The following is a 21,995-nucleotide window of genomic DNA, read 5'->3' on the forward strand; positions in this document are numbered from 1 at the left end:
ACGCCGCCGGCGTCAGTCGTGCCGGAACGTCCGGTGGCCGGTGAACACCATCGCCACGCCGTGCTCGTCGGCGGCCGCGACGACGTCGTCGTCGTTGACGGAGCCACCGGGCTGGATGACCGCGTCGACGCCCGCCTCCGCGGCCGCCTCGACGCCGTCCGGGAACGGGAAGAACGCGTCCGACGCCATCACGGCGCCCTCGGCGTCCTTCCCCTCGGCGTCCCGGTCGGCCTTCTTCGCGGCGAGTTCGACGGCGTCCACTCGTGACACCTGGCCGACGCCCAGGCCGACGGTCTCCGTGCCGTCCGCGAACACGATGCCGTTGGACTTCACGTGCTTGAGGACGCGCCACGCGAACAGCATCGTCTCCACCTCGTCGTCGGTGGGCGCGCGCTCCGTGACGACCTCGAGGTCCTCGCGCTCGGGCGCCCACAGGTCGCGCTCCTGGACGAGGCGACCGCCGACCAGCGGCTTCTCGGTCGTCCGCTCGGTCGCCTCGCCGAGCGGGCCGACCGCGAGCACGCGGAGGTTGTCCTCCCCGGTGAGGACGTCGAGGGCGCCGTCGGTGTAGCCGGGCGCGACGACGACCTCCTTGAACGAGTCCGCGACGCGCTCGGCGGTCTCGGCGTCGCACTCGCGGTTCAGCGCCACGATGCCGCCGAAGGCGCTCTTCGCGTCCGTCGACAGCGCGTCGCTGTACGCCTCGGCGAGCGTGTCGGCGGTCGCCGCGCCCGCCGGGTTCGTGTGCTTGATGACCGCGGCCGCTGGCTCGTCGAACTCCTTGACGAGGTTCAGCGCGGCATCGGCGTCGTTGTAGTTGTTGTACGACAGCGCCTTCGCGCCCTCGTTCAGCTGGTCGGCGCCGACGACGCTGGCCTCCGCGCAGGTGTCGTCGCGGTACACCGCGGCGTCCTGGTGGGGGTTCTCGCCGTACCGCAGGGCGTCCGCGCGGTCGGCGCTCGCGAGGTAGCGCGCGGGCAGGTCGCCGCCGTCGTCGGCGTCGACGGTCACGCCGTCCGCCGTCACCTCGAGGTCGCCGGCCGCGAACCACCGGATGGCTCGCGGGTACGCCTCGAACTCCGCGTCGTAGAGCACGCGCTCTTTGAGAGCCTGGCGGTCGTCGTCGGCGTAGACGGGAACCGGCTCCTGGGTGACGACGGGGCCGGCGTCGACGTCGCCCTCGCGGACGCTGCCGTCCTCGGCGACGGCGTTCGTCACGACGTGGACGGTGCAGCCGCTGACGGCGACGCCGGCGTCCAGCACCTGCTCGTGGGCGTCCGCGCCCGGGAACGCCGGCAGGAGGCTGGGGTGGACGTTCAGCGTCAGCGGCGCCGCGTCGAGGAACGCCTCCGAGAGCACGCGCATGTAGCCGTCGAGGCAGACGAGGTCGACGTCGTAGCCGTCGAGGGCGTCGACGACGCGGCGCTCGTGGTCGCGTCGGGTCTCGCCGCCGCGGCGCTCCACGACCTCCGTGGGGACGCCGCGGTCGGCGGCGGCGTCGAGGACGGGCGCGTCCGCGTGGTTCGACAGCACGACGGCGAGTTCGGCGCCGCCGGGCTGTCGGTCGTCGACGTGCAGGAGGTTCCGGCCGCGGTTGCTGGCGAGGCCGGCGATGCGAGTCATGGTTCACCGGGCGGCCGCCGACGGCAAAGTGATTTCGGTCCGACGCCGAGAAGTATGCACGAACGACGATAGAAAATCGCCGCTGTCGGCGCGAGTCGCCGACTTGTATGCACTTCCGTGGATGCTCGCGACCGGCAGGCTTTTGCCGCGAGCGCGGCGACACCGACGCATGACAGACTCCGACGCGCTGTACGCCGTCACGCCGCTGGACGGCCGGTACGCCGGCCGCACCGCGCCGCTGCGCGAGTACGCCAGCGAGGCAGCGCTGATGCGCGCTCGCGTCCGCGTGGAGGTCGAGTACCTGCTCGCGCTCGCGGACCTCGACGCCGTGCCGCTGTCCCTCGCCGCCGACGAGCGCGAGGCCCTGCGCGACGCCCACGAGTCCTTCGACGCCGAGGACGCCGACCTCGTCAAGCGCATCGAGACCGAGGGCGCCCGCGGCTACGACGCCACCAACCACGACGTGAAGGCCGTCGAGTACTTCGTCCGCGAGCACGCGCCCGAGCGCGCCCACCCCTGGATCCACTTCGCGCTCACCAGCGAGGACGTCAACAACCTCGCGCACCGCCTGCTCGTCGGGGCCGCCGTCGAGGACGTCCTGCTGCCCGCGCTCGGCGACGTCCGGGACGCGCTCGTCGAGTTCGCCCACGAGTACGCCGACCTCCCGATGCTCGCGCGCACCCACGGCCAGCCCGCCACGCCGACGACGTTCGGCAAGGAGATGGCCGTCTACGCCGCGCGCCTCGGCCGCGCCACCGCGCGCGTCGACGCCGCGACCGACGACCTCGCGGGCAAGCTCGCCGGCGCCTCCGGCACGTGGGCAGCCCACCACGCCGCCTTCCCCGAGGTCGACTGGCGGGCGTTCTCCCGGGAGTTCGTCGAATCGCTCGACCTCGCGTACGTCGAACCGACCACGCAGGTCAACCCCAGCGACGACCTCGGCGCGCTGTTCGACGCGCTCCGCGGCGCGAACGGCGTGCTCCGCGACCTCGCGGTGGACGCGTGGCTGTACGTCTCCCAGCGGTACCTCGGCCAGCAGGCCGCGAAGTCCGAGACCGGGTCCTCGACGATGCCGCACAAGGTCAACCCCATCGACTTCGAGAACGCCGAGGGCAACCTCGCGAAGGCCGCCAGCGACCTCTCCTTCCTCTCGGAGTACCTCTCGACCAGCCGCCTCCAGCGGGACCTCTCGGACTCCACGGTCAAGCGGAACGTCGGCGCCGCGCTCGCGTACTGCCTGCTCGCGTACTCGAAACTCGACGACGGCCTCGGGAAGGTCGCCCCGAACGAGGCCGTGATGCGCGAGGACCTGCGCGCGAACCCCGAGGTCGTCGGCGAAGCCGTCCAGACCATCCTCCGCCGCGAGGGCCACGGCGACGCCTACGAGCGCGTGAAAGCCCTCACGCGCGGCGAGCGCGTCACCCTCGAGGACTTCCGGGACCTGTTCGCGAGCCTCGACGTCGACGAGGCAGTCCGCGAGGAACTGCTCGCGCTCACGCCCGAGTCCTACACGGGCGTCGGCGGCGACCTCGCGCGCGACGCCTGACCGCCCGCCGCGCGGCGCCACGGGGCGGGCGGACTCCTCAAGACATTTACCGCACCGGCACGCAGACCGGCGTATGTCCCCGCCCGACGAAGCCACCGAGGACGGTTGCCCGAAGTGCGGCCACGACGAGGTCGAGGTCGGCTCCATCTCCACGACCGGCTCCGGCCTCTCGAAGATGTTCGACATCCAGACGAACAACTTCCAGACGGTCACCTGCACGAGCTGCGGCTACACGGAGCTGTACGCCGACGTCGCGGACCGCGGCGCCGACCTCGCCGACGTCTTCTTCGGGTAGCGCCGCCGGCCGACCGTCGGCTCTCTCGAGGGGCATTCCCGGCCGACCGTCGGCTCTCTCGAGGGACATTCCCGGCCGACCGTCGGCGGTCGGGCGAGTAGCACTTTTGGGGGAGCGCGCCGACGCTCCGCCGTGTCCCGCCGTCCGCTCGCGCTCGCGGTCGCCGTCGCCGGCGCGCTCGGCGTCGTCGCCGCGCCGACACCGACTGGGCTCTCAGCGGCCGGCGCGGCCGCGCTCGCGACCGGCTGGTTCGCCGCCGTCTGCTGGGTGACGGGCGCGCTCCCGCTGTCGGTCACCGCGCTGCTCGTCCCCGTCTGGCTCGTCGGCCTCGGCGTCTACCCGCGGCTCGCGCCCGCGCTCTCCGGGTTCGCCGACCCCGTCGTCGCGCTGTTCCTCGCGACGTTCGTGCTCGCCGCCGCGCTCCAGCGCGAGTCCCTCGACGAGCGCCTCGCGCTCCGCGTCGTCGCCGCCGCCGGCACCGACCCGCGGCGGCTCGTCCTCGGCGTCATGGTCGCCGCCGCCGCGCTCTCGATGCTCGTCTCGAACACCGCCACCGCCGCGATGCTGCTGCCGGTCGCCGCCGGCGTCGTGCGCGCGGTCCGCCCGGACGAACCCGAGGACTCGAACCTCCACGTCGCCGCGCTGCTCGGCGTCGCCTACGGCGCGAGCGTCGGCGGCGTCGGCACGCTCGTCGGCACGCCCGCCAACGCCATCGTCGTCGCGCAGCTCGACCGCGGGCTCGGCGTCTCGGTCTCCTTCCTGGAGTGGATGCTCGTCGGCGTGCCCGTGGTCGTCGTCTCCGTGCCCATCGTCTGGCTGGTGCTCGTGGCGCTCTACCCGCCGGACCCAGCGGAGGGGCCGACCGGCGACCCGGACGCGCTCCGCCGCGACCTCGACCCCGTCACGCCGACGGGGCGACGCGTCGCGGCCGTGTTCGCCGGGACCGCCGCGCTCTGGGTGCTCGGCGGCCTCGGCTTCCTCTTCGAGTGGCTGCCCGCCGGCGTCCACGAGCGGCTGTTCGGCTCCGGCGACCTCGACGGCCTGCTGTCGTTCGCGCTCGTCGGCCTGCTCGCGGTCGGCGTGCTCGTCGCCGTCGGCGCCGTCGACGAGGACGACGTCGGCCGCATCGACTGGCCGACACTCCTGCTGTTCGGCGGCGGGCTGTCCCTGGCGGGGGCGTTCACCGACACCGGCGCGACGACGTGGCTCGCGCGCACCGTCCTCGACCCCGTCGCGGGACTGCCGCTGCTCGCCGTCGTCGCCGGCGTCGTCGCGCTCACCGTCCTGCTCTCCGAGCTCGCCTCGAACACCGCGACCGCGGCCATCCTCGTGCCGGTGCTCGTGGAGTTCGGGCGCGCCGACGGCACCGGCGTCACGCTCGCCGTCGCGTGCGGCGTCGCGGCCAGCTTCGGGTTCGCGCTCCCCGTCGCGACGCCGCCGAACGCCATCGCGTACGGCACCGGCGCGGTGACCCGCGACCAGATGCTGCGAGCGGGCGTCGTCCTCGACGTCCTCATGGGCGTCGCCGCGACGCTGCTGGTCGTCGTCCTCGCCGGCCTCCTCTAGGCGACGCCGACACGCCGACGGAGAACCCTACACCAGCGCGCCGACGGCGGCCGTCAGGACCTCGGCGGCGCGCTCGACGTCCGAGCGGCGGACGTACTCGCGCTGGCTGTGCGCGACCGGCCCGTCGCCGTCCGCGAGCACGCCCGGCCCGAACACGACCGTCGGCGCGTCAGCGGCGAAGTACGACGCCTCCGTGGCGGCACCGAACGGCCGCGGACCGCCTGCGCCCGCCTCCACGAGCGCCGCGACGACGGCGCTGTCCGGGGGCGTCTCGAAGGCTTCGAGGAACGGCGTCCTGCGGTCGGCCGGCCGCACCGCGGCGTCGACGCCGTCGTACTCGCGGACGGCGTCGGCGACGTGCGCGGCGAACGCCTCGAAGAACTCCGTCTGCGTCTCCGGCGGGACGGTCCGCCGGTCGAAGGTCACGGTGCACGCGTCGGGCACCCGGTTCGCCGCGCCGCCGCCCTCGACGACCGTGGGCGTCAGCGTCGCCGGCCCGAGTTCGGGGTGGTCCGGCGGCCCGTGCGCGGCGTCGAACGTGCGGACCGCTCCGAGCACGCCCTCCGCGGCCGCGACGGCGTTCGCGCCCGACCCCGGGTCGGCGGCGTGCGCGCCCTCGCCGGTGAGCTCGACGGCGCCCTGGAACCGCCCCCGCGCGCTCGTGCACGCCGCGAGGTCCGTCGGCTCGCCCACGACGTAAGCGTCCGCGTCCAGGTCGAGCGCGTGGGCGCCCAGCGACTCCGTCTCCTCGTCCGGCGTCACCGCCAGCGTCACGCGGCCCTCGGTGGGCTCGACCGCGAGGAACGCCGCGAGCAGCGCCGCGAGCGGCCCCTTCGCGTCGCAGGCGCCCCGGCCCTCGACGACGTCGCCGTCCCGCGAGAAGTCGACGTGGGGCGGTACCGTGTCGAGGTGCGTGTTCAACACGACGTGCGGGCCGCCACCGGCCTCGGTGCCGCGGGACGCGAGGACGTTCCCGGCGTCGTCGACAGTCGGCTCGCGGCCGTTCGCGCGGAGCTCCGCGCAGAGCAGGTCGCGCACCTCGGCGACGTCCTCGTGGGAGGGCGTGCGGACGGCGCGCTCGTGGAAGGCCAGGAGGTCGAAGTCCTCAGGCATCGAGGTGGCGCGTGGGGGCGGCCTCGGCCTCGCCGCCGAGCTCCTGCTCGGTCGGCCCCGAGAGCGTCGCGCGGCCCCCGGAGAGGTCGACGACGAGTTCGCCGCCCGGCGGCCGCACCGCCACCGCGCCGCCGTCGTACAGGCCGAGCCGGTCCGCGACCGCGGCGACCGCGACCGCGCCCGTGCCGCAGGACTGGGTCTCGCCCTCGACGCCGCGCTCGAACGTCCGCTGGCGGAACCCGCCGTCGTCGGCCCGCGACGCGAACGTCGCGTTCGCGCCCTGGGGGAACGCCTCGTGGTGGCGGACGGCGGGCGCGTCGCCGTCCACGTCCACGTCGTCGACGTCGTCGACGAACGCGACGGCGTGGGGGACGCCCGTGTCGACGGCGGTGACCGCGAAGCCGGCGACGGACTCCTCGACCATCGGGGCGTCGCGGCTGACGGGGACGTCCGCCGGGTCGAACGACGGCACGCCCATCTCCACGGTGACGTCGGTGCCGTCGAGGTCGGCGCGCCGCGTGCCGGCCTGCGTGTCCAGCATCACGCTGTCCGCGCCCGTCCGCTCGGCGACCCAGCGCGCCGCACACCGCGCGCCGTTCCCGCACATGTCCGCCGTCGAGCCGTCGGGCTGGCGGAGCGTCATCACCGCGCGCGGCGGCGTGAACGCCGCCTCCAGCGCGAGGAACAGCACGCCGTCGACGCCCAGGCGGGCGCAGAGGCGCTCGGCGAACGCCGCCCGGTCGGGGACGTAGTTCGCCGCGTCGACGATTGCGAAGTCGTTGCCGGTGCCGTGGTATCGGTCGTAGGGAATCATTGGTCTGCGGGGCCGCCGTGCTCGTGTGCCGCCAGGTCCGCCAGCGACTCGCGCTCCCGCGCGAGTTCGTCGCCGCCGTCCGCGAGCGCGACCACCGCCGGCCGCGGCCGCGAGTTGTACTGGGACGCCATCTCGATGCCGTACGCGCCCGCGTTCCCGACCGCGAGCACGTCGCCGCGCTCCGGGCGCGGCAGCCGCCGGTCCGCCGCGAGCACGTCCGTGCTCTCGCAGATCGGGCCGACGACGGTCACGTCGCGCTGCGGGCGGTCGCCGGCGTCCCGCGCGAGCGACCGCACCTCGTGGTGGGCGTCGTACAGCGCCGGCCGGAGCAGCGTCGTCATTCCCGCGTCGACGCCCGCGAGCGTCGGGCCGGCCGTCCGCTTGACCGTGTTCACTGCCGTCAGGAGCACGCCCGCGTCCGCGACGAGGAACCGGCCCGGTTCCACCACCAGGTCGGCGTCCACGCCCGCGAGCGCGTCCCGGGTCGCGTCCGCCAGCGCGCCCAGGTCCAGCGGCGCCTCCGCCGGCCGGTACGGGACGCCGAAGCCGCCGCCGACGTCCACGAACTCCAGGTCGACGGGCGCCTCGCGGGCGACCGCGGCGAGCCGCTCGACGACCTCGCGGTGCGCGGCGACGTCCGCCGCAGTGAGCATCCCGCTGCCCGCGTGGGCGTGAATCCCGACGACGTCGAAGCCGCGCGCGGCCGCGTCCCGGAGCGCGGCGGCCGCGCGGTCGCGTGGAATCCCGAACTTCGCGTCCGCGCCGGTCGCGACGTCCTCGCTGTGGCCGGCGCCCACGCGCGGGTGGACGCGGACGGCCAGCCGGCCGTCGAAGCCGCGGTCGGCGAGCCGGTCGACGGTGTCGGTCGCGCCCGCCACGACCGTCGCCGCCGGCGCCGCGTCGAGCACGTACTCGAGGTCGCGGGCCGGCGGGTTGACGGCGGTGTAGTGGATCGCGGACGGCTCGAAGCCCGCCTCGAGCGCGCGGGACACCTCGCCGGCGGACGCGCACTCCGCGCCGGCGCCCGCCTCGCGGAGCGTCTCGAGGACGCGTTGCCCCGCGTTCGCCTTCACCGCGTAGTGGACGCGGGCGTCCGGGAACGCGTCGGCGAGCCGGTCGTAGTTCTCCCGGACGCGGTCGAGGTCCTGGACGTACAGCGGCGTGCCGTACTCGTCGGCGAGTTCGCGGAGGGAGGGCGCCGACCAGTCGGCGAGCCGCCGCACCGCCGGGACCTCGACCGCCGTCACGACCGCAACACCTCCTCGCGCTGGGTCGCGTCCAGGGTCTCGGCCTCGAGGTCCATCGCGACCACGGCGGGCTTGTACGCGCCGCCCTCGAAGAGGTCGTGGTCGCCGACGGACGACTCGACGTACCGCGCGAACGCGCGGCGCTCCGGCGGCAGTTCGCCGTACAGGACCTCCTCCTCGACGAGGTCGTAGACGGGAATCCGGGGCGTCAGGAGGGTGTTCTCGCCGACGACGGAGTCCTCGCCGACGACGAACCCCGAGGTGACCCGACAGCCCGCGCCCAGGGAGACGCCGTCCTCGACCACCACGGGCGCGTCCTCGACGGGTTCGAGCACGCCGCCGAGCAGTGTGTTCGCGCCGAGCTTCACGTCCTCGCCGACCTGCGCACAGGAGCCGACCGTGTCACAGGAGTCGACGAGCGTGCCGTCGCCGACGTACGCGCCGACGTTCACGAACGCCGGCGACATCACGATGCAGTCCGACCCCAGGTGGGCGCCGCGTCGGAGGACGGTGCCGTCGGGCGTGTTCCGCGTGCCGCGCGCAGCGAGGTCGGTCGTGTCCCGGAGCGGCAGGACGTCGTGGTACGCGACGCCGCCGTACTCGCGGCGCTCCGTCTCCCGGAGCGCGAAGTTCAGGAGGACGCCCCGCTTCACCCACTCGACGGCCGTCCACTCGCCGTCCGTCTTTTCGGCGGCCCTGACGTCGCCCGCCTCCAGGGCGTCCAGGAACGCGTCGAGGGTGTCGGCGTCGTCCGCGGTCGCCGTCTCGACGGACAGCTCCCCGTCCTCGTGTCGCTGCCACAGCGCTCGGACGTCGGCTTCCAGGCTCATAGCTCGGAGGCCACCTCCTCGAACCGGTAGAAGTCCGCTGGCTGGGCGGCGAGCCACGCGGCCGCGTCCAGCGCGCCCGCCGCGAACACGCCGCGGTCGCCGGCGCGGTGGGTCAGCTCCAGGGCCTCGTCGTTGCCCGCGAGCAGTACCTCGTGCTCGCCGGTCACGTCGCCAGCCCGGCGCGCGTGCACGCCGATCTCGCCCTCGCTGCGGGGCTGGTCGCCCTCCCGACCGTGTACGCGGTCCGACTCGCCGCCGCGGGCGCCCTCGATGCGGTCGAGTAACACGTTCGCGGTGCCGCTCGGCGCGTCCCGCTTGCCGTCGTGGTGGGTCTCCGTGACCTCCACGTCGTACTCGGGGAGCGAGCCGACCGCCGCCTCGACGGCGTCGAGGAGCGCCTGGACGCCCCGCGAGAAGTTCGCGCCCAGCAGGACGGCCGCGTCGTCGGCGGCCCCGCGCAGCGCCGCCAGCTGGTCGTCGTCGAACCCGGTGGTGCCGACGACGACCGGCACGCCGGCGGCAGTGGACGCGTTCACGTATCCCACGCTGGCTTCGGGGACGGTAAAGTCCACGACCGCGTCAGGATTTTCGTCGGCCACCAGGGAGTCGAAGTCCGCGGCCGCGTCGAGTCCACTCCCGGCCGCCGGGTCCCGCGTCGTCGCGAACGCCACCTCGACGCCGCGCGCGGCCGCCGCGTCGCGGACCTCGCGGCCCATCCGGCCGGTCGCCCCCGTCACCCCGACTCTCATACGGGCACCTCCCGTTCGTCGAGGGCCGCGAGCGCCTCGCGGAGCCGCTGCCGGGTCGTCTCGCTGGGCTGCGTGAGCGGCGAGCGGTAGTGCGCCTGCCCCTCGCCGCGGAGCTCCTGGGCCGCCTTCACCGGAATCGGGTTCGTCTCCGCGAACAGCGCGCGGTTCAGCTCGCCGAGCTCGTGGTGGCGCTGTCTGGCCGCCTCGTAGTCGCCGTCCAGGGCCGACCACACGAGGTCGCAGACGCGCTCCGGTTCGACGTTCGCGGTGACGCTGATGGCGCCCGTGCCGCCCACCGAGAGGATCGGCAGCGTCAGCCCGTCGTCGCCGGACAGCACGGCGAACTCCTCGCCGCGCGTGCGCTCGACGACCTCGCCGATGCGGCCGAGGTCGCCGCTGGCCGCCTTGTACCCGACGACGTTCTCGTGGCTGGCCAGCGCCGCCGCCGTCTCGACGGCGACGTTCCGGCCGGTCCGCGACGGGACGTTGTACAGGATCTGGGGGGCGTCGACCTCGTCGGCGATCGCGCGGTAGTGGGCCTCCATCCCCTCCGGTTCGGGCTTGTTGTAGTACGGCGAGATGAGCAACAGCGCGTCCGCGCCGGCCTCGACGGAGCGCTCGGAGAGCGCCAGCGCCTCGTGGGTCGAGTTGCTGCCGGAGCCCGCGATGACGGGGACGTCGTCGCCGGCCGCCTCGACGACGGCCTCCACCACCTCGATGTGCTCGTCGTGCGTGAGGGTCGCGCTCTCGCCGGTCGAACCCACCGGCACGAGGCCGTCGACGCCCGCGTCGACGAGGCGGTTCGCGTGTGTCTGCAGTCGGTCGAAGTCGATGCTGCCGTCGGCCGCGAACGGCGTCGTCATCGCCGGGAAGACGCCGTTCACGAGTGTCGTGTAGTCCATGTGGTTCGGGTCGGGTCGCGTGTGGTGAGCGGGCCGTGCGTCGTTCGGCGGCCCGTCACGGGGGTGCTACGCCCGCAGCGAGCCGTACGTGGCGGCTGTGCTGCGTTTGCGTTTGCCCGAGAAGGAGACGGCGCGCTCGGCGGCCGCGAACCGCGTGCCGAGCGCGCCACTCATACGCGACACTGTCGCCGGCCGCTCGTAAAGCGTTGTCGCCGGCCGCAAGGTCTGCCAGCACCCGGGGAGCCGGTCCGCCGCGGCCGCCAGCCGCCGGAGACAGCCCCGTCGCTGCCGCCGCCGCGAGCGCACCGAGAGGTTTTTCCGGCGGTCCGCCGCACGTCAGCCTGATGCTGGTCCTCGGCGACGCGCACGCGGCCACGCCCGACCGCCGCCGGTCCCTGTTCGCGGCGTACCGCGCCGCCGACGCCGAGACCGCACTCCAGGCCGGCGACCTCATGTTCTACGACCTCCCGATTCCGACGTACTTCATCGCCGGCAACAACGAGGACTTCGACGTCGTCGAGGCGCTCCGCCACGGCCGCGTCGCCAGCAGCGACGTCGCGAACGCCGTCCTCCTCCACAGCACCGTCGAGACCGTCGAGGGGCTGCGCGTCGCCGGGCTCTCCGGGAACTACGCGCCCACGCAGTTCGAGAAGTCCCGCGACCGGCTGTACGACGACCGGCGGCGGCACTTCGTCCGCGAGGACGTCGAGCGCGCGAAACGACTGGCCGACGTCGACGTCTTCCTCGCGCACGAGGCCCCCCACGGCCTCCCCGTCACCGAGGAGTACGACGTCGGCTGCACGCACGTCGACGACGTCCTCGACGCCCTCGAACCCGACCTCTGCCTCGTCGGCCACCACCACGAACACGCCGAGAGCGAGTACGGGCCGACGCGCGTCGTCTCCCTCGCGCCCGCCTGGGAGTCCTACTACGAACTCGACCCGGAGACGCTCGCGCTGTCCCGCCACGACACGCCGACGGCGTGACCCGGGCGGCGGTACGTCCGACGCCGTATCGCCAGCGGCCCCTGATCGACCTGACACCGTATCGCCAGCGGCCCCGGCCCCCGGTCGACCCGACGCCGTCGGGCGGCGCGACCGCCGTCGCTGCGTCGTCGCGTACTTCTTTACCGCGGCACCGCCAACGGCCAGTATGGCTCCGATCCACGCGGGACAGCGCGTCGCCGTCCTCGCCGACGCGCAGAACCTCTACCACTCCGCGCAGAGCGTCTACTCGCGGAACATCGACTACTCGTCGCTGCTCGAGAAGGCGGTCCAGGACCGCGAACTCACGCGGGCCATCGCCTACGTCATCCGCGCCGAGGCCGAGGCCGAGGAGAGCTTCTTCGACGCCCTCCGGGACATCGGCTTCGAGACGAAGATCAAGGACATCAAGACGTTCGGCGACGGCTCCAAGAAGGCCGACTGGGACGTCGGGATGAGCCTCGACGCGGTGACGCTCGCCGACCACGTCGACACCGTGGTGCTCTGCACTGGCGACGGCGACTTCTCCCGGCTCTGCAACCACCTCCGCCACGAGGGCGTGCGCGTCGAAGTGATGGCGTTCGGGGCGTCTGCCGCCGACGACCTCGTCGACGTCGCCGACGCGTTCGTCGACCTCAGCGAGCGAGAAGAGACGTTCCTGCTCTAGACCATCCGGCCGTCGCTGCCCGTGCTCCCCATCAGCAGGGAGCCCGCGGCGAGTCCGGTCGTCGCCAGGCCGGCGACGACCAGTAGGACCGTCGACCCGGACGGGTCGAAGCTACTCCACACGAGCAGCGCGGCGCTCACCGCGAGCAACACGAGGGCCACGCCGACTTTCGTCGTGTCGTTCATACTCGCGGGTAACTCCCAGGCGTACATAAGCACACCTACTTCCGGTCGCTCGCGCGGCGCGCCGCCCGCCGCGGACCCGAAGCCGCTTTACCGCCGCCGGCCGTCCGTCGACGCATGCAGGACGCGGACCTGGAGTCGCTGCGCACCGTCGCGGACTACCAGTTCGGCGAGGGCGCCGGCGCCGCGCTGTTCCCGCCGGCGGAGCACGTCGAGGTGCGGCGGTCCAGCACCGGCCGCCCGCGACAGGTCGCGCGAGAGGACGGCCGGCGACTCGTCTCCGTCGCCCAGAACGGCCGGTTCACGCTCGGCGTCGCGGGCGGCCGCCGGCTCGTCGACGGGCTCGCACACCCGGCCGCGCGCGTGGTGGTCGGCGACGACAGCGAGCCGTTCGTCCGCGACGGCAAGAACGCGTTCGCGAAGTTCGTGCGGACGGTCGACCCCGACGTCCGCGCCGGCGACGAGGTCGCGGTCGTCCACGAGCGCGGCGACGTGCTCGCGGTCGGCCGCGCGGAACTGGACGCCGGGTCGATGCTGGACTTCGACACCGGGATGGCGGTGATGGTCCGCGAGGGCGCCGACGCCGAGTGACGGCGGCCTCGAGCGCGCTGCACTCTGCGGGTTCGCCACCCTTTTTACGGCGAAACGCGTCTCTCCGCGCATGTTCGGCGGAGGCGGCATGAACCCACGGAAGATGGAACAGATGATGAAACAGATGGGGATCGACGTCGAGGAGATCGACGCCACCGAGGTCGTCATCAGGCGCGCCGACGGCGACGAGCTCGTGTTCAGCGACCCGGACGTCACGAAGATGGACGCCCGCGGCCAGGAGACCTACCAGATCATCGGCGAGCCGGAGGCGCGCGAGAGCGCCGGCGCCGTCGAGAGCGGCGACGTCGACGAGGCCGAGGCCGGGGACGACGGGGGCAGCGGCGGCATCCCGGACGAGGACGTCGAGCTCGTCGTGCAGCGCACCGGCGCGAGCGAGGACGCGGCCCGGGAGGCGCTCGCGGACACCGACGGCGACCTCGCGGCGGCCATCGCGCAACTGGAGTGATACTGCTCGTCCGCGGCGACCGGGAGTTCCTCGTCGAACCGGGCGAGGAAGTCCACACGGACCTCGGCGTCGTCGAGGTCCCGGACGCCGTCGAACCCGGCGACACCGTGGAGTCCCACATCGGCGAGCCGTTCACGATCCGGGAGCTCCGCGGGCCGGACCTGTTCAACCACCTCGAACGCACGGGCGCGCCGATGATGCCGAAGGACGTCGGCCTCGTCGTCGGGCACACGGGCGCCTGCGCCGGGGACCGCGTGCTCGACGCCGGCACGGGCACGGGCGTGCTCGCCGCGTACCTCGGCCGCCTGGGCGCCGACGTGGTGACGTACGAGTGCGACCCCGAGTTCGCGGACGTCGCGCGCGAGAACATGCGGCTCGCCGGCGTGGCGGACGCCGTCGACGTCCGGACGGGCGACGTCACCGACCACGTCGACGACCTCTCCGGGTTCGACGTGGTGACGCTGGACACGGAGAACGCGCCGGCGGTCGTGGAGCGGGTCGACGACGTCCTTCTCGCGGGCGGCTACGTCGCCGTCTACTCGCCGTTCGTGGAGAACGCCCGCGCCGCCCACCGGGCCGCCGAGGACGCGGGGCTGTCCGGCGTGGAGACCCTCGAGACCATCCAGCGCGAGATGGACCTCGACGAGCGGGGGTCGCGGCCGTCGACAGCGGGCGTCGGCCACACGGGCTACCTCCTGTTCGCGCGCAAGCCCTGACGCCGGGAGTGGGTGTCCCGCCTCGTGAGGGGCTGTCCGGCGGCTCCTGTTCGGGGACGGCTCGCCGCCTCGCCGCGTCCGCCGTCCCGCCTGCCGTCAGGTCACGGCCCGGGCTGGTCGCGTCCCGGTATTTGAACCTGCGGGCGAAAGGGGGCCGTCAGTTGTCGTCTTCGCGCCAGCGGTGCTCGCACTCCGTGCAGATGAAAAACCGCGTCTCGGACTCGTCGGCGGACCGGATCTGCTGCATGTACCAGTGCGCGCGGTCGTTGCCGCAGTTCGGACAGTGGACCTCCGTGGTGGGGAGGCCCTTGTCCTCGGCGTCGCTGACGTCGACGATCTCCGTGTCCTCCTGGCCCTCCGTGACGACGTAGCTGGCGTCCGGGTCCTTCGGCTGCTTGTTCCCGCAGCTGTCGCAGACCCAGAGGCCGTCCGCTGCTTTCATCATCGAGCCGCACTCGTCGCAGAACTCCATACCGGTAGCAGACGACCCCGGCAGTTAAGCGCCCGGTTTCAGCCCTCTCCCTCCGACTGTCCGGGTTCACCGACGGCCTCCGTCGGGAGGTTGTTGTAGACCGCGGCTTCGAGGTCGTCGGCGCTGACGAAGACGTCCTCGGTGATGCGGCCGAGCACGTCCCCGAACCGCTCCTCGCCGTCCGCGTACTGGAGGACGGTGTCCTCGAACGCGACGGCCACGTCCTCCCTGGTGACTGGATAGTCGAGCGCGTCGAACTCTGCGCGGACGTCGTTGAGTTTGAGCTGCCGGTCCATGGGATGGTGTAGCACTGTGAGGCCCGTAATTGTTCCCCCGCTCGCGGGCGCCCGGCACGCGCGGCGAGTCACTCGAAGTCCGGGTCGCGGTCCTCGAGGAACGCCCGCATGCCCTCCCGCTGGTCGTGGCTGCCGAACAGGCCCGCCCACGTCCGGCGCTCGAAGTCGAGGCCGGCGTCCAGGGAGGTCTCGTAGCTCTGGTTGATTGCCTCCTTCGCGGCCGCGAGGGCGGTCGCGGGCTTCGCGGCGAGGTCGGCGGCGAGGTCGGCGACGTACTCGTCGAGTTCGTCGTGGGCGACGACGTCGCCGACGAGGCCCTCCTCGTAGGCGTCCGTGGCGTCGAGGCGGTCGCCGAAGTAGATCAGGCGGCGCGCGGTCTCGTCGTCGACGAGGCGGGGCAGCCGCTGGGTGGCGCCCCAGCCGGGGATGATGCCGAGGTCGATCTCGGTCTGCCCGAGGACGGCCTGCTCGCTGGCGACGCGGAGGTCGCAGGCGAGCGCGAGTTCGAGGCCGCCGCCGAACGCGTACCCGTTGATCTTCGCGACGGCGGGCGCCGGGAACGCCTCGACGGCGGCCGCGAGGTCGTGGCCGAGTGCGGCGTACTCGTGGGCCGCCTGGGGGTCCATGTCCTGCATGTGGGCGATGTCCGCGCCGGCGACGAACGCGTCGTCGCCGGCGCCGGTGAGCACGAGCACGCGCGCGTCCTCGTCGGCGGCCGCCTCGACGGCGTCCCGGAGCGCGCGCAGGGTCGGGACGTTCAGCGCGTTCAGCCGGTCCGGCCGGTCGACGGTGACCGTCGCGACGCCGTCGCCGTCGACCGAGAGCTGGGCTGTGTCTGCCATGTGCCCCGGGACGGCGAGCGTCGCCAAAACCTTCGGGGTTCGCGGCGGGGCGGCCCCGGGGCCGTGGGCTTCGCAAACCCGAAATAGGTCGCCGCAGTAGGAGCCCCCATGACCCTCTCCGAGGCGGACCGCGAGCGGCTGGCGGACCTCGTGGAACTCCAGCCGACGAAGAACAGCGTGCTGCAGGACCGCTGGGGGATGGACAGCGGCAGCGAGGTCCACCAGTACCTGGAGTCGACGCTGCGGGACTACTACTACCGCGACGAGAACAGCCTGATCCGCGCGACGGCGGAGGCCGCCGAACTCGTCGGCGAGGGCGGGGAGGGAGACGAGGCCCCCGCCGTCCACATGTCCGACGCGGAGCGGCAGGTGTTCGCGGTCATCGCCGGTCCCGGCGAGCGCGCCGAGAGCGTCGTGTCCGTCCTCCACGCCGTCCGCGACGAGTTCGACGCGCCGGACCTGGAGGCGGCTGACGTGCGGCGCGCGCTCCAGACGCTCAAGCGCAAGGGCATCGTCGAGGTCGAACACCGCACGGTCCCGACGTACCGGCTCGCCGTCGCCCGCGAGGACGTGAACCTCGAGGACCCCAGCGGGGACGGCGAGCACGCGGCCGCCAGCGAAGCCTGACAGTCGGAGTTCTTTTCCCGACCCCTCACGCGGAGCGGAGCCGGTAGAGGCCGCCACCGGCGTCGCCGCTGCCGAGCACGTACAGTTCACCGTCGTGGCGCTGGAAGGAGAACGCCTGCGAGAGCCGCCCGGCGTCCTCGTCGGCGACCGGGAGTACGCTCGTCGGCCACTCGCCCGAGTCCCGGGGTTCCGCCACGAACAGGCGGCCGTTCGCCCGGAGGTCGCCGAAGACGAACGCGCCGCGCAGCCCCGGTACCGCCGAGCCGCGGTAGACGTTCCCCGTGATGACGGAGACGCCGCTGACGGCCGCGTCCTCGTGGGGGTACTCGACGACCGGGTCGCGGAGCGGTTCGCCGCCCCGCACGTCGTCGGGCGTGCCGTCGGGACAGTCCTCGGCGCCGAAGCAGTGGGTTCCCTCCCGGACGTTCCAGCCGTAGTTCCCGCCGGCCCGCACCACGTTGACTTCCTCGTAGCGGTTCTGGCCGACGTCGCCAGCGTAGAGGTCCGCGCCGTCGAACGCGAGCCGCCACGGGTTCCGGAACCCCCACGCGTAGTGCTCGTCGAGGCCCTCGCTGCCGACGAGCGGATTGTCGTTCGGGACGGTGTAGCGGTCACCGCCGCGCTCGTCCCCCACGTCGATGCGGAGCACGCTCCCGAGGAGGTTCCCGATGACGTCCTGGCCGTTGCCGCCGTCGACAGCGTCGTACCAGTCGTCGACGTGGCCGCGGCCCTGGTCGTTGGCGGCGCCGCCGTCGCCGACGCCGACGTAGAGGGAGCCCTCCGGCCCGAAGACGAGCGACCCGGCGTTGTGGTTCGACTGCGGCTGTGGAATCGTCAGGACGGTGCGCTCGGAGTCCGGGTCGGCGGTCAGGCCGTCGTCGCCGACCCGGAACTCCGCGAGCACGAACGTGTGGCTGTACTCGTCAGGCGTCCCCCGCCTGCTGGGCGCCGAGTACCGCACGAACAGCCGGCGGTTCTCGGCGAAGTCGGGGTGGAGCGCGAGTCCGAGCAGCCCCATCTCGTAGCCGGTGACGACGCCGTCGCGGACGTCGAGCAGGGGCGTCGAGCGCAGGTCGCCGTCCGCGAGCACGCGCACGACGCCGCGCTGTTCGGCGACGTACTGGACGTCGCCCTCGGAGGCGAACGCGGCGTCGACCGGCGTGTCCAGGCCGTCCGCGAGCGCGTCGAGGCCGACCGCGTCGGGCCGGTCGTTGGACTGCGTGGCCGACGCCGTCGATGCCTGGGTCGTCGTCGCGTCGCCGCCGTCCGGGGGCGCCGTGGTCGCGTCCCCGGTTCCGTCGTCGGTCCCGTCGCCGGTACAGCCGGCGAGGCCTGCGGCGACGCCGGTCGCAGCGGCGAGGTACTGGCGGCGGTGCATCGCTCCCTAGGACGCGCGCTCGCCGTAAAAACCACCGGCCGGACGGAGACCCACCGCACCCGTGGGCGGGTTATCGTTCTCGCCGCCGTCGCTCGTCGAGGACGCGCCGAATCGCCGCACCGGGGCCGCCCTCTATCGGCCACTCCTTCTGCCGCCACGCCGGCGGCTCTGGCTCGTAGTCCTGGCACGACCCCGAGCACTCCGCGGCGGTCTGCTCGCGGCCCTTCGCCGCGCAGTGCGGCACGTAGCCGTGGGCAGCGCGCCGCACGGCGAAGTGCCGGCAGTCCGGCCGCATCGTCTCGAGGTACGACCGCCAGCCGCGCTCGTACGCGCGCTCGGCGATCTCCAGGCGCTTCCGGCGCTTCCAGTCGGCGTCGACGTACTCGAAGCTCGCGGGCGACCGGTCGAACTCGCTGTCGGACGGCCGGCCGGTGATGCGCGTCCCCGTCGCCGTCGGGTCGAGTCGCCGCGGGTGCCACTCGACGGACGCCTCGCTGCCGTCGAACGCGAGGATGCCGGCCTCGACGGGCATCTCGTGGAGGAGCGCGCGCTGCACGCCGCCCGCGTCGTCGGGCTCGGTCGCGAGCCACACCTCGTCGGCGAGCCCGAGGGCGACGTCGCGTTCCAGCTGGTCGGCGAGCGCGTCCGCCGCCGACGCGTCCAGGTCGGGCTTGTTCTCGACGGCGACGACGCGCTCGACCCAGTCGGGGTACGGCCACTTCCGGCGGACCTCGATCCGGTTGCCGTTCCGCCGCGTCTCCAGGACGCCGCGGTCGGCGGCGCGGTGGACGGCCTCGCGGACGTACCGCCACGGGTAGCCCGGGTGGGGGAGCGCGTCCCGGTAGAACTGCCAGTCCGCGGGCGCGTGCCGGACGACGTGCAGGAGGTCGGAGTCGAGGCGCTCCGCGCCGAAGTTCGCGCGCCGAGCGAGCGCGTCGGGGTCGACCTCGACGACGACCGTGTCCCAGCGGCGCCGCTTCGTCCCGAGCTGGCGCGCGACGACGCACGGGCGGTCCTCGCCCTCCGGGTGCCAGGCGGCCTCCGCCCACGCGCAGACCCGCAGCTCGAAGGCGAACTCGGAGTCGCCGGCGGACGGAGCGTCGGGCCCGCCGTCGGTGTCGGCGTCGGCGTCGCTCACGGGGGAGAGGCGGCCGCCGAGCTACCTACGTTTTTCGGCGTCCGAGCGCCGACCGCGGGACGGTCAGGCCTCGAGCTCCTGGTCGAGGAACTCGTGGGCGTCCTCGAGGATCTCGCGGGGACCGTCCTGCGTGATGGTGTTGATCGCCTGCTCGTAGTCCCGCCACTGCAGGTCGGAGTGCTCGTTGGACAGCTCCGCGCTTGCCTCGAAGCTCTTCGCGATGAAGAGGTGGACCGTCTTGTGGATGCGGTCGCCGTTCGCCTCGAACACGTAGTCGTAGTCGTCGCGGAAGCCGTCGACGAGGCGGAAGTCCTCGATGCCGGCCTCCTCCTGTACCTCTCGGATCGCCGTTTGCTGGAGCTCTTCGTCCCCCTCCACGCCGCCCTTCGGGAACTCCCAGTCCCCGGGACGGCTCTTCAGGAGGAGGTATTCGCGCCGCTCGCGCGTGTCCCGGAAGAGGATCGCGCCGGCGCTGGTCGCTTCGACCGTCATTGACAAGGAGTAGTAGACCGCCGGTTAAGAGAATGTCGGAGTGGGTGAACGGCTGACACGCGCCGGGACGGGGAACACACGCTTTTTCACGGTGGAACGCGTCACTACGCACAGCACCCAGCCATGACCTTCGTGACCAAACTCTCCCTGGAGAGCGGCGACCGCGCCGCCCTCGACGGCGTCGTCTCCGACATCAAGGAGACGTGCCGACGCAAGGGCGCGGAGCTGAAGGGGCCACACTCGGACACGCCCGCCGAGTACGCGGTCCCGCTGTACGCCCGCCTCGGCGGCGAGCAGACCGCCAGGACGGGGACGTGGGAGTACACCGTCTACCGGCGCCGCCTCGAACTGCACGGCCACGACGACCTCGCGCGCTCCATCATGGAGCGGGAGTTCCCTGACAGCGTCCGCGTCGAGGCCGAACTCGAGCAGGTCAAGCCGCTGGGCTCCTCGTAGCGGCCGTCGAGCCGACGGAGGGTTCTCTCCCGCCGGTCGCTGACCGCGTCGCTGCCGCTGCTCGTTCTCGCGGCGACCGCGCGAAAAAGTATGGTCGCGTCGGCGACGGCGCTAGTACGCGCTCTCGCCGACGGTCTCCAGGTACTCGGCTTTGCCGACGTGTGCGTCCTCGTCGAAGCTCGTCACGCGCAACAGCACGCGCTTGTCGACGAGGCCGTCGGGCGCGTCGACGAGGCGCAGCTTCGAGTCGCCGATGCGCGCCACCGGCGTGCCGTCCTCGACGCCCGTGACGAAGACGGAGACCTCCTCGTCGACGTCGAAGCTCGGTTTGTTCGTGCGGAACGTCCAGCCCTTCGTGTACTTGCTGATGAGACTCATAGGCGTTCGACCTCCTCGCTCTCGCGGTCGCTGGTGTACTCGAGTCCGAAGCCGGTCAGCGCCGCCAGCAGGAACACGGCGACGAGGAGCCAGCCGTGGAACACGAACGGCACGACGTCGGCGGGGTTGACGACCATCGACTGGTCGAACCACTCGTACTCACCGGGGAGGTCCTGGATGACCGCGTACCCGACGAGCACGCCGCCCGACCACGGGAAGATGTAGCCGAGCGCGGACGTGTTCGCGTCGAGGATGTTCGCGCGCCGGTAGCCGTTGATGTTGAAGCGCTCGCCGAGCCGCGCGATGTACGGCCCGATGGCGATCTCTGCGGCGGTGTTGATGGTGATCATCGCGTTCACGAGCGCGGTGCCGAACACCATCGTGGTCTCGGCGCGGCGGACGCTCGTCGCGACGGACTCCAGCAGCCAGTCCTGCAGCGCCTGGAAGCCGCCGCCCCGGATCATCACCTGCGCACCGGCGACGATGAGCAACACGAGCACGATGAGCGGGAAGAACCCGGCGGCGCCCGCGTAGAGGCTGCCGCCGACGCCCGTCGACCCCGCGTCGACGAGTTCGACGAACGGCAGCCCGGACAGCGACTGGGCGATGGCGAGCTCCTCGCTCGCCTGGAAGACGACCATGTCCGAGACCGACGCCAGCCCGAACGTGAGGTTGAAGATGGCGGCGACGATGATGCCCCAGGAGATGGCCTCGACGATGTGTCGTCCGGCGACCGCGGTGCCGATGACGACGAGCATCGAGAGCAGGTGCAGGAGGCCGGCGGGCTGGCTGTTCTCGACGAAGATCTCCTGTGCCTGCCCGGGCACGTCCAGCCCGGTCATCGCGGACCCAGCGACGACGTACGCGGCGAACGCGATGACGGCCGCCAGTATCGCGTACTTGAACCGGGACGCGACGACGCCGCCGATGTCGGAGTCCTGCGTGACCGCGGACACGATGGTCGTGTCGCTGACGGGCGCGAGGTTGTCCCCGAAGACGGCCCCCGAGAGGATGGCCCCGAACAGCAACACGGGGTTCGCGCCGAGCAGCACGCCGGCCGGGAAGAACAGCGTCGTGAACGCGACGGTCGTCCCGTAGCCGGTGCCGATGCCGGTCGCGAGCAGCGCCGCGAGGATGAACGTCGCGGCCGGGAACAGCGACGCGCCGAGCCCGGCGGCGTTCGCCGCCCACACGAGGCCGTCGACGAACCCGCCGACCTGTATCGTCTCGGCGAACATCCCCGCCCACAGCCACGCGACGACCGCGGTGGCGGCGACCCGGCGGGTCATCCCCTCGAAGATTGTGTTCGCGTAGCTCTTCCACGACCCCTTGACGAAGAGCATCCCGACGATGAGCGCCACGAGCATGCCCGCGACGAGCCCCGTGGTGTCGCCGATGCGCAGGAGACCGCTCTGCACGATGGCCCACACCACGAAGAACGCCAGCGGGAAGCCGCTCATCCACTTGCCGCCGTGGAACTCGATGCTCGGCGCCTCGCCGCCGGCGCCGAAGTCGTCGGCGATGTCTTCGGTTTCGTCGTCTCCGCCACTCATGTTACCACGTATCGTCCCTCTTTTTACTGGTATAAATAAGTTGGCGGCGAGCGGCTCCAGAAGGTGACGGCGG

The 21,995-nt window shown here is 72.9% G+C and carries 26 protein-coding genes; 10 read left to right on the forward strand and 16 right to left on the reverse strand.

Annotation, left to right across the window (positions count from 1 at the left end; genetic code table 11):
- Nucleotides 1–12 precede the first annotated feature (12 nt).
- The gene (purH, locus tag U5911_RS01225) at nucleotides 13–1,623 is read right to left on the reverse strand and encodes a bifunctional phosphoribosylaminoimidazolecarboxamide formyltransferase/IMP cyclohydrolase (RefSeq protein ID WP_336034587.1); all 1,611 of its coding nucleotides are present in this window, start codon (nucleotides 1,621–1,623) and stop codon (nucleotides 13–15) included.
- 169 nt (nucleotides 1,624–1,792) lie between these two features.
- Here purH and purB point away from each other — a divergent pair, with 169 nt between their 5' ends.
- The 3 genes from purB (at nucleotide 1,793) to U5911_RS01240 (ending at nucleotide 5,030) form a co-directional block, all read left to right on the forward strand.
- Nucleotides 1,793–3,169, forward strand: coding sequence for an adenylosuccinate lyase (gene purB, locus U5911_RS01230; RefSeq protein ID WP_336034589.1), 1,377 nt, complete (start codon nucleotides 1,793–1,795; stop codon nucleotides 3,167–3,169).
- A 73-nt stretch (nucleotides 3,170–3,242) separates the two neighbouring features.
- Complete coding sequence (locus U5911_RS01235; protein WP_336034591.1) at nucleotides 3,243–3,464, forward strand: zinc ribbon domain-containing protein; 222 nt, start codon at nucleotides 3,243–3,245, stop codon at nucleotides 3,462–3,464.
- A gap of 132 nt (nucleotides 3,465–3,596) precedes the next feature.
- A complete protein-coding gene (locus U5911_RS01240) occupies nucleotides 3,597–5,030 on the forward strand; it encodes an SLC13 family permease (protein ID WP_336034593.1) in 1,434 nt (477 codons plus the stop codon).
- A 27-nt stretch (nucleotides 5,031–5,057) separates the two neighbouring features.
- On the opposite strand, the gene U5911_RS01245 is transcribed toward U5911_RS01240, so the two are convergent.
- The 6 genes from U5911_RS01245 to dapA are packed head-to-tail and all read right to left on the reverse strand — an operon-like array spanning nucleotide 5,058 to nucleotide 10,685.
- Nucleotides 5,058–6,143: a M20/M25/M40 family metallo-hydrolase gene (locus U5911_RS01245; RefSeq protein WP_336034595.1), complete on the reverse strand. Its 1,086-nt coding sequence runs from the start codon at nucleotides 6,141–6,143 to the stop codon at nucleotides 5,058–5,060.
- The gene (dapF, locus tag U5911_RS01250; protein WP_336034597.1) at nucleotides 6,136–6,957 is read right to left on the reverse strand and encodes a diaminopimelate epimerase; all 822 of its coding nucleotides are present in this window, start codon (nucleotides 6,955–6,957) and stop codon (nucleotides 6,136–6,138) included. The genes U5911_RS01245 and dapF overlap by 8 nt, the downstream gene beginning before the upstream one ends.
- Nucleotides 6,954–8,204 carry a diaminopimelate decarboxylase gene (lysA, locus tag U5911_RS01255; RefSeq protein WP_336034599.1) on the reverse strand — a complete coding sequence of 417 codons (1,251 nt, stop codon included), beginning with the start codon at nucleotides 8,202–8,204 and terminating at the stop codon, nucleotides 6,954–6,956. The genes dapF and lysA overlap by 4 nt, the downstream gene beginning before the upstream one ends.
- Nucleotides 8,201–9,034, reverse strand: coding sequence for a 2,3,4,5-tetrahydropyridine-2,6-dicarboxylate N-succinyltransferase (locus tag U5911_RS01260; protein ID WP_336034601.1), 834 nt, complete (start codon nucleotides 9,032–9,034; stop codon nucleotides 8,201–8,203). Before U5911_RS01260 ends, lysA begins: the two co-directional genes overlap by 4 nt.
- On the reverse strand, nucleotides 9,031–9,783 hold the full coding sequence (gene dapB / locus U5911_RS01265) for a 4-hydroxy-tetrahydrodipicolinate reductase (RefSeq protein WP_336034603.1): 753 nt from the start codon (nucleotides 9,781–9,783) through the stop codon (nucleotides 9,031–9,033). Before dapB ends, U5911_RS01260 begins: the two co-directional genes overlap by 4 nt.
- Nucleotides 9,780–10,685 (reverse strand): 4-hydroxy-tetrahydrodipicolinate synthase, encoded by a 906-nt coding sequence (dapA, locus tag U5911_RS01270; RefSeq protein ID WP_336034604.1) that lies wholly within the window; start codon nucleotides 10,683–10,685, stop codon nucleotides 9,780–9,782. Before dapA ends, dapB begins: the two co-directional genes overlap by 4 nt.
- Nucleotides 10,686–11,029: 344 nt before the next feature.
- On the opposite strand from dapA, the gene U5911_RS01275 reads away from it, so the two are divergent.
- Both U5911_RS01275 and U5911_RS01280 read left to right on the forward strand, forming a co-directional pair.
- Nucleotides 11,030–11,671: a metallophosphoesterase family protein gene (locus U5911_RS01275; RefSeq protein WP_336034605.1), complete on the forward strand. Its 642-nt coding sequence runs from the start codon at nucleotides 11,030–11,032 to the stop codon at nucleotides 11,669–11,671.
- A 166-nt stretch (nucleotides 11,672–11,837) separates the two neighbouring features.
- Nucleotides 11,838–12,335, forward strand: a complete 498-nt coding sequence (locus U5911_RS01280; protein WP_336034607.1) for a LabA-like NYN domain-containing protein — start codon at nucleotides 11,838–11,840, stop codon at nucleotides 12,333–12,335.
- Here the strand turns inward: U5911_RS01280 and U5911_RS01285 are convergent.
- Nucleotides 12,332–12,520, reverse strand: coding sequence for a hypothetical protein (locus U5911_RS01285; protein WP_336034608.1), 189 nt, complete (start codon nucleotides 12,518–12,520; stop codon nucleotides 12,332–12,334). The two genes, U5911_RS01280 and U5911_RS01285, sit on opposite strands and share 4 nt — an antisense overlap.
- A 114-nt stretch (nucleotides 12,521–12,634) precedes the next feature.
- Between U5911_RS01285 and U5911_RS01290 the strand changes: the two genes are divergently transcribed.
- The 3 genes from U5911_RS01290 to U5911_RS01300 all read left to right on the forward strand — a co-directional run bounded on the left by U5911_RS01290 (nucleotide 12,635) and on the right by U5911_RS01300 (nucleotide 14,290).
- Nucleotides 12,635–13,108 (forward strand): PUA domain-containing protein, encoded by a 474-nt coding sequence (locus tag U5911_RS01290; RefSeq protein WP_336034609.1) that lies wholly within the window; start codon nucleotides 12,635–12,637, stop codon nucleotides 13,106–13,108.
- 70 nt (nucleotides 13,109–13,178) lie between these two features.
- Nucleotides 13,179–13,574, forward strand: a complete 396-nt coding sequence (locus U5911_RS01295; protein WP_336034611.1) for a nascent polypeptide-associated complex protein — start codon at nucleotides 13,179–13,181, stop codon at nucleotides 13,572–13,574.
- Nucleotides 13,571–14,290 carry a methyltransferase domain-containing protein gene (locus U5911_RS01300; protein WP_418771486.1) on the forward strand — a complete coding sequence of 240 codons (720 nt, stop codon included), beginning with the start codon at nucleotides 13,571–13,573 and terminating at the stop codon, nucleotides 14,288–14,290. Before U5911_RS01295 ends, U5911_RS01300 begins: the two co-directional genes overlap by 4 nt.
- Nucleotides 14,291–14,447: 157 nt before the next feature.
- On the opposite strand, the gene U5911_RS01305 is transcribed toward U5911_RS01300, so the two are convergent.
- The 3 genes from U5911_RS01305 to U5911_RS01315 form a co-directional block, all read right to left on the reverse strand.
- Nucleotides 14,448–14,762, reverse strand: a complete 315-nt coding sequence (locus U5911_RS01305; protein ID WP_336034613.1) for a transcription factor S — start codon at nucleotides 14,760–14,762, stop codon at nucleotides 14,448–14,450.
- A gap of 38 nt (nucleotides 14,763–14,800) precedes the next feature.
- A complete protein-coding gene (locus U5911_RS01310; RefSeq protein WP_336034614.1) occupies nucleotides 14,801–15,058 on the reverse strand; it encodes a DUF5789 family protein in 258 nt (85 codons plus the stop codon).
- A gap of 68 nt (nucleotides 15,059–15,126) precedes the next feature.
- The gene (locus U5911_RS01315) at nucleotides 15,127–15,900 is read right to left on the reverse strand and encodes an enoyl-CoA hydratase/isomerase family protein (protein ID WP_336034616.1); all 774 of its coding nucleotides are present in this window, start codon (nucleotides 15,898–15,900) and stop codon (nucleotides 15,127–15,129) included.
- Between the two features lie 108 nt (nucleotides 15,901–16,008).
- On the opposite strand from U5911_RS01315, the gene U5911_RS01320 reads away from it, so the two are divergent.
- The gene (locus U5911_RS01320; protein WP_336034618.1) at nucleotides 16,009–16,527 is read left to right on the forward strand and encodes a DUF5797 family protein; all 519 of its coding nucleotides are present in this window, start codon (nucleotides 16,009–16,011) and stop codon (nucleotides 16,525–16,527) included.
- 25 nt (nucleotides 16,528–16,552) lie between these two features.
- Here U5911_RS01320 and U5911_RS01325 read toward each other — a convergent pair whose 3' ends face one another.
- The 3 genes from U5911_RS01325 to U5911_RS01335 all read right to left on the reverse strand — a co-directional run bounded on the left by U5911_RS01325 (nucleotide 16,553) and on the right by U5911_RS01335 (nucleotide 19,535).
- The gene (locus tag U5911_RS01325) at nucleotides 16,553–17,905 is read right to left on the reverse strand and encodes a PQQ-dependent sugar dehydrogenase (RefSeq protein WP_336034619.1); all 1,353 of its coding nucleotides are present in this window, start codon (nucleotides 17,903–17,905) and stop codon (nucleotides 16,553–16,555) included.
- Nucleotides 17,906–17,975: 70 nt separating this feature from the next.
- Nucleotides 17,976–19,043, reverse strand: coding sequence for a DUF5787 family protein (locus U5911_RS01330; RefSeq protein ID WP_336034621.1), 1,068 nt, complete (start codon nucleotides 19,041–19,043; stop codon nucleotides 17,976–17,978).
- Nucleotides 19,044–19,106: 63 nt separating this feature from the next.
- A complete protein-coding gene (locus U5911_RS01335; RefSeq protein ID WP_336034622.1) occupies nucleotides 19,107–19,535 on the reverse strand; it encodes a bis(5'-nucleosyl)-tetraphosphatase in 429 nt (142 codons plus the stop codon).
- A 123-nt stretch (nucleotides 19,536–19,658) separates the two neighbouring features.
- Here U5911_RS01335 and U5911_RS01340 point away from each other — a divergent pair, with 123 nt between their 5' ends.
- Nucleotides 19,659–19,991 carry an uS10/mL48 family ribosomal protein gene (locus U5911_RS01340; protein ID WP_336034624.1) on the forward strand — a complete coding sequence of 111 codons (333 nt, stop codon included), beginning with the start codon at nucleotides 19,659–19,661 and terminating at the stop codon, nucleotides 19,989–19,991.
- A gap of 111 nt (nucleotides 19,992–20,102) precedes the next feature.
- Here the strand turns inward: U5911_RS01340 and U5911_RS01345 are convergent, their stop codons facing one another.
- Together U5911_RS01345 and U5911_RS01350 are read right to left on the reverse strand one after the other, a co-directional pair.
- On the reverse strand, nucleotides 20,103–20,369 hold the full coding sequence (locus U5911_RS01345; protein ID WP_336034625.1) for a DUF7513 family protein: 267 nt from the start codon (nucleotides 20,367–20,369) through the stop codon (nucleotides 20,103–20,105).
- On the reverse strand, nucleotides 20,366–21,922 hold the full coding sequence (locus U5911_RS01350; RefSeq protein ID WP_336034627.1) for a Na+/H+ antiporter NhaC family protein: 1,557 nt from the start codon (nucleotides 21,920–21,922) through the stop codon (nucleotides 20,366–20,368). Before U5911_RS01350 ends, U5911_RS01345 begins: the two co-directional genes overlap by 4 nt.
- Nucleotides 21,923–21,995: the final 73 nt, after the last annotated feature.

The organism is Halobacterium yunchengense, from assembly GCF_037031165.1.
Lineage (GTDB): Archaea > Halobacteriota > Halobacteria > Halobacteriales > Halobacteriaceae > Halobacterium > Halobacterium yunchengense.

Coding starts and splice junctions, on each gene's coding strand:
- purB (WP_336034589.1), top strand. CDS start 1,793: ATGACAGACTCCGACGCGCTGTACGCCGTCACGCCGCTGGACGGCCGG.
- U5911_RS01315 (WP_336034616.1), bottom strand. CDS start 15,900: ATGGCAGACACAGCCCAGCTCTCGGTCGACGGCGACGGCGTCGCGACG.
- U5911_RS01290 (WP_336034609.1), top strand. CDS start 12,635: ATGCAGGACGCGGACCTGGAGTCGCTGCGCACCGTCGCGGACTACCAG.
- U5911_RS01235 (WP_336034591.1), top strand. CDS start 3,243: ATGTCCCCGCCCGACGAAGCCACCGAGGACGGTTGCCCGAAGTGCGGC.
- dapB (WP_336034603.1), bottom strand. CDS start 9,783: ATGAGAGTCGGGGTGACGGGGGCGACCGGCCGGATGGGCCGCGAGGTC.
- U5911_RS01245 (WP_336034595.1), bottom strand. CDS start 6,143: ATGCCTGAGGACTTCGACCTCCTGGCCTTCCACGAGCGCGCCGTCCGC.
- U5911_RS01280 (WP_336034607.1), top strand. CDS start 11,838: ATGGCTCCGATCCACGCGGGACAGCGCGTCGCCGTCCTCGCCGACGCG.
- U5911_RS01275 (WP_336034605.1), top strand. CDS start 11,030: ATGCTGGTCCTCGGCGACGCGCACGCGGCCACGCCCGACCGCCGCCGG.
- U5911_RS01335 (WP_336034622.1), bottom strand. CDS start 19,535: ATGACGGTCGAAGCGACCAGCGCCGGCGCGATCCTCTTCCGGGACACG.
- U5911_RS01310 (WP_336034614.1), bottom strand. CDS start 15,058: ATGGACCGGCAGCTCAAACTCAACGACGTCCGCGCAGAGTTCGACGCG.
- purH (WP_336034587.1), bottom strand. CDS start 1,623: ATGACTCGCATCGCCGGCCTCGCCAGCAACCGCGGCCGGAACCTCCTG.
- U5911_RS01340 (WP_336034624.1), top strand. CDS start 19,659: ATGACCTTCGTGACCAAACTCTCCCTGGAGAGCGGCGACCGCGCCGCC.
- U5911_RS01295 (WP_336034611.1), top strand. CDS start 13,179: ATGTTCGGCGGAGGCGGCATGAACCCACGGAAGATGGAACAGATGATG.
- U5911_RS01305 (WP_336034613.1), bottom strand. CDS start 14,762: ATGGAGTTCTGCGACGAGTGCGGCTCGATGATGAAAGCAGCGGACGGC.
- U5911_RS01350 (WP_336034627.1), bottom strand. CDS start 21,922: ATGAGTGGCGGAGACGACGAAACCGAAGACATCGCCGACGACTTCGGC.
- U5911_RS01325 (WP_336034619.1), bottom strand. CDS start 17,905: ATGCACCGCCGCCAGTACCTCGCCGCTGCGACCGGCGTCGCCGCAGGC.
- dapF (WP_336034597.1), bottom strand. CDS start 6,957: ATGATTCCCTACGACCGATACCACGGCACCGGCAACGACTTCGCAATC.
- U5911_RS01320 (WP_336034618.1), top strand. CDS start 16,009: ATGACCCTCTCCGAGGCGGACCGCGAGCGGCTGGCGGACCTCGTGGAA.
- dapA (WP_336034604.1), bottom strand. CDS start 10,685: ATGGACTACACGACACTCGTGAACGGCGTCTTCCCGGCGATGACGACG.
- U5911_RS01260 (WP_336034601.1), bottom strand. CDS start 9,034: ATGAGCCTGGAAGCCGACGTCCGAGCGCTGTGGCAGCGACACGAGGAC.
- U5911_RS01345 (WP_336034625.1), bottom strand. CDS start 20,369: ATGAGTCTCATCAGCAAGTACACGAAGGGCTGGACGTTCCGCACGAAC.
- U5911_RS01285 (WP_336034608.1), bottom strand. CDS start 12,520: ATGAACGACACGACGAAAGTCGGCGTGGCCCTCGTGTTGCTCGCGGTG.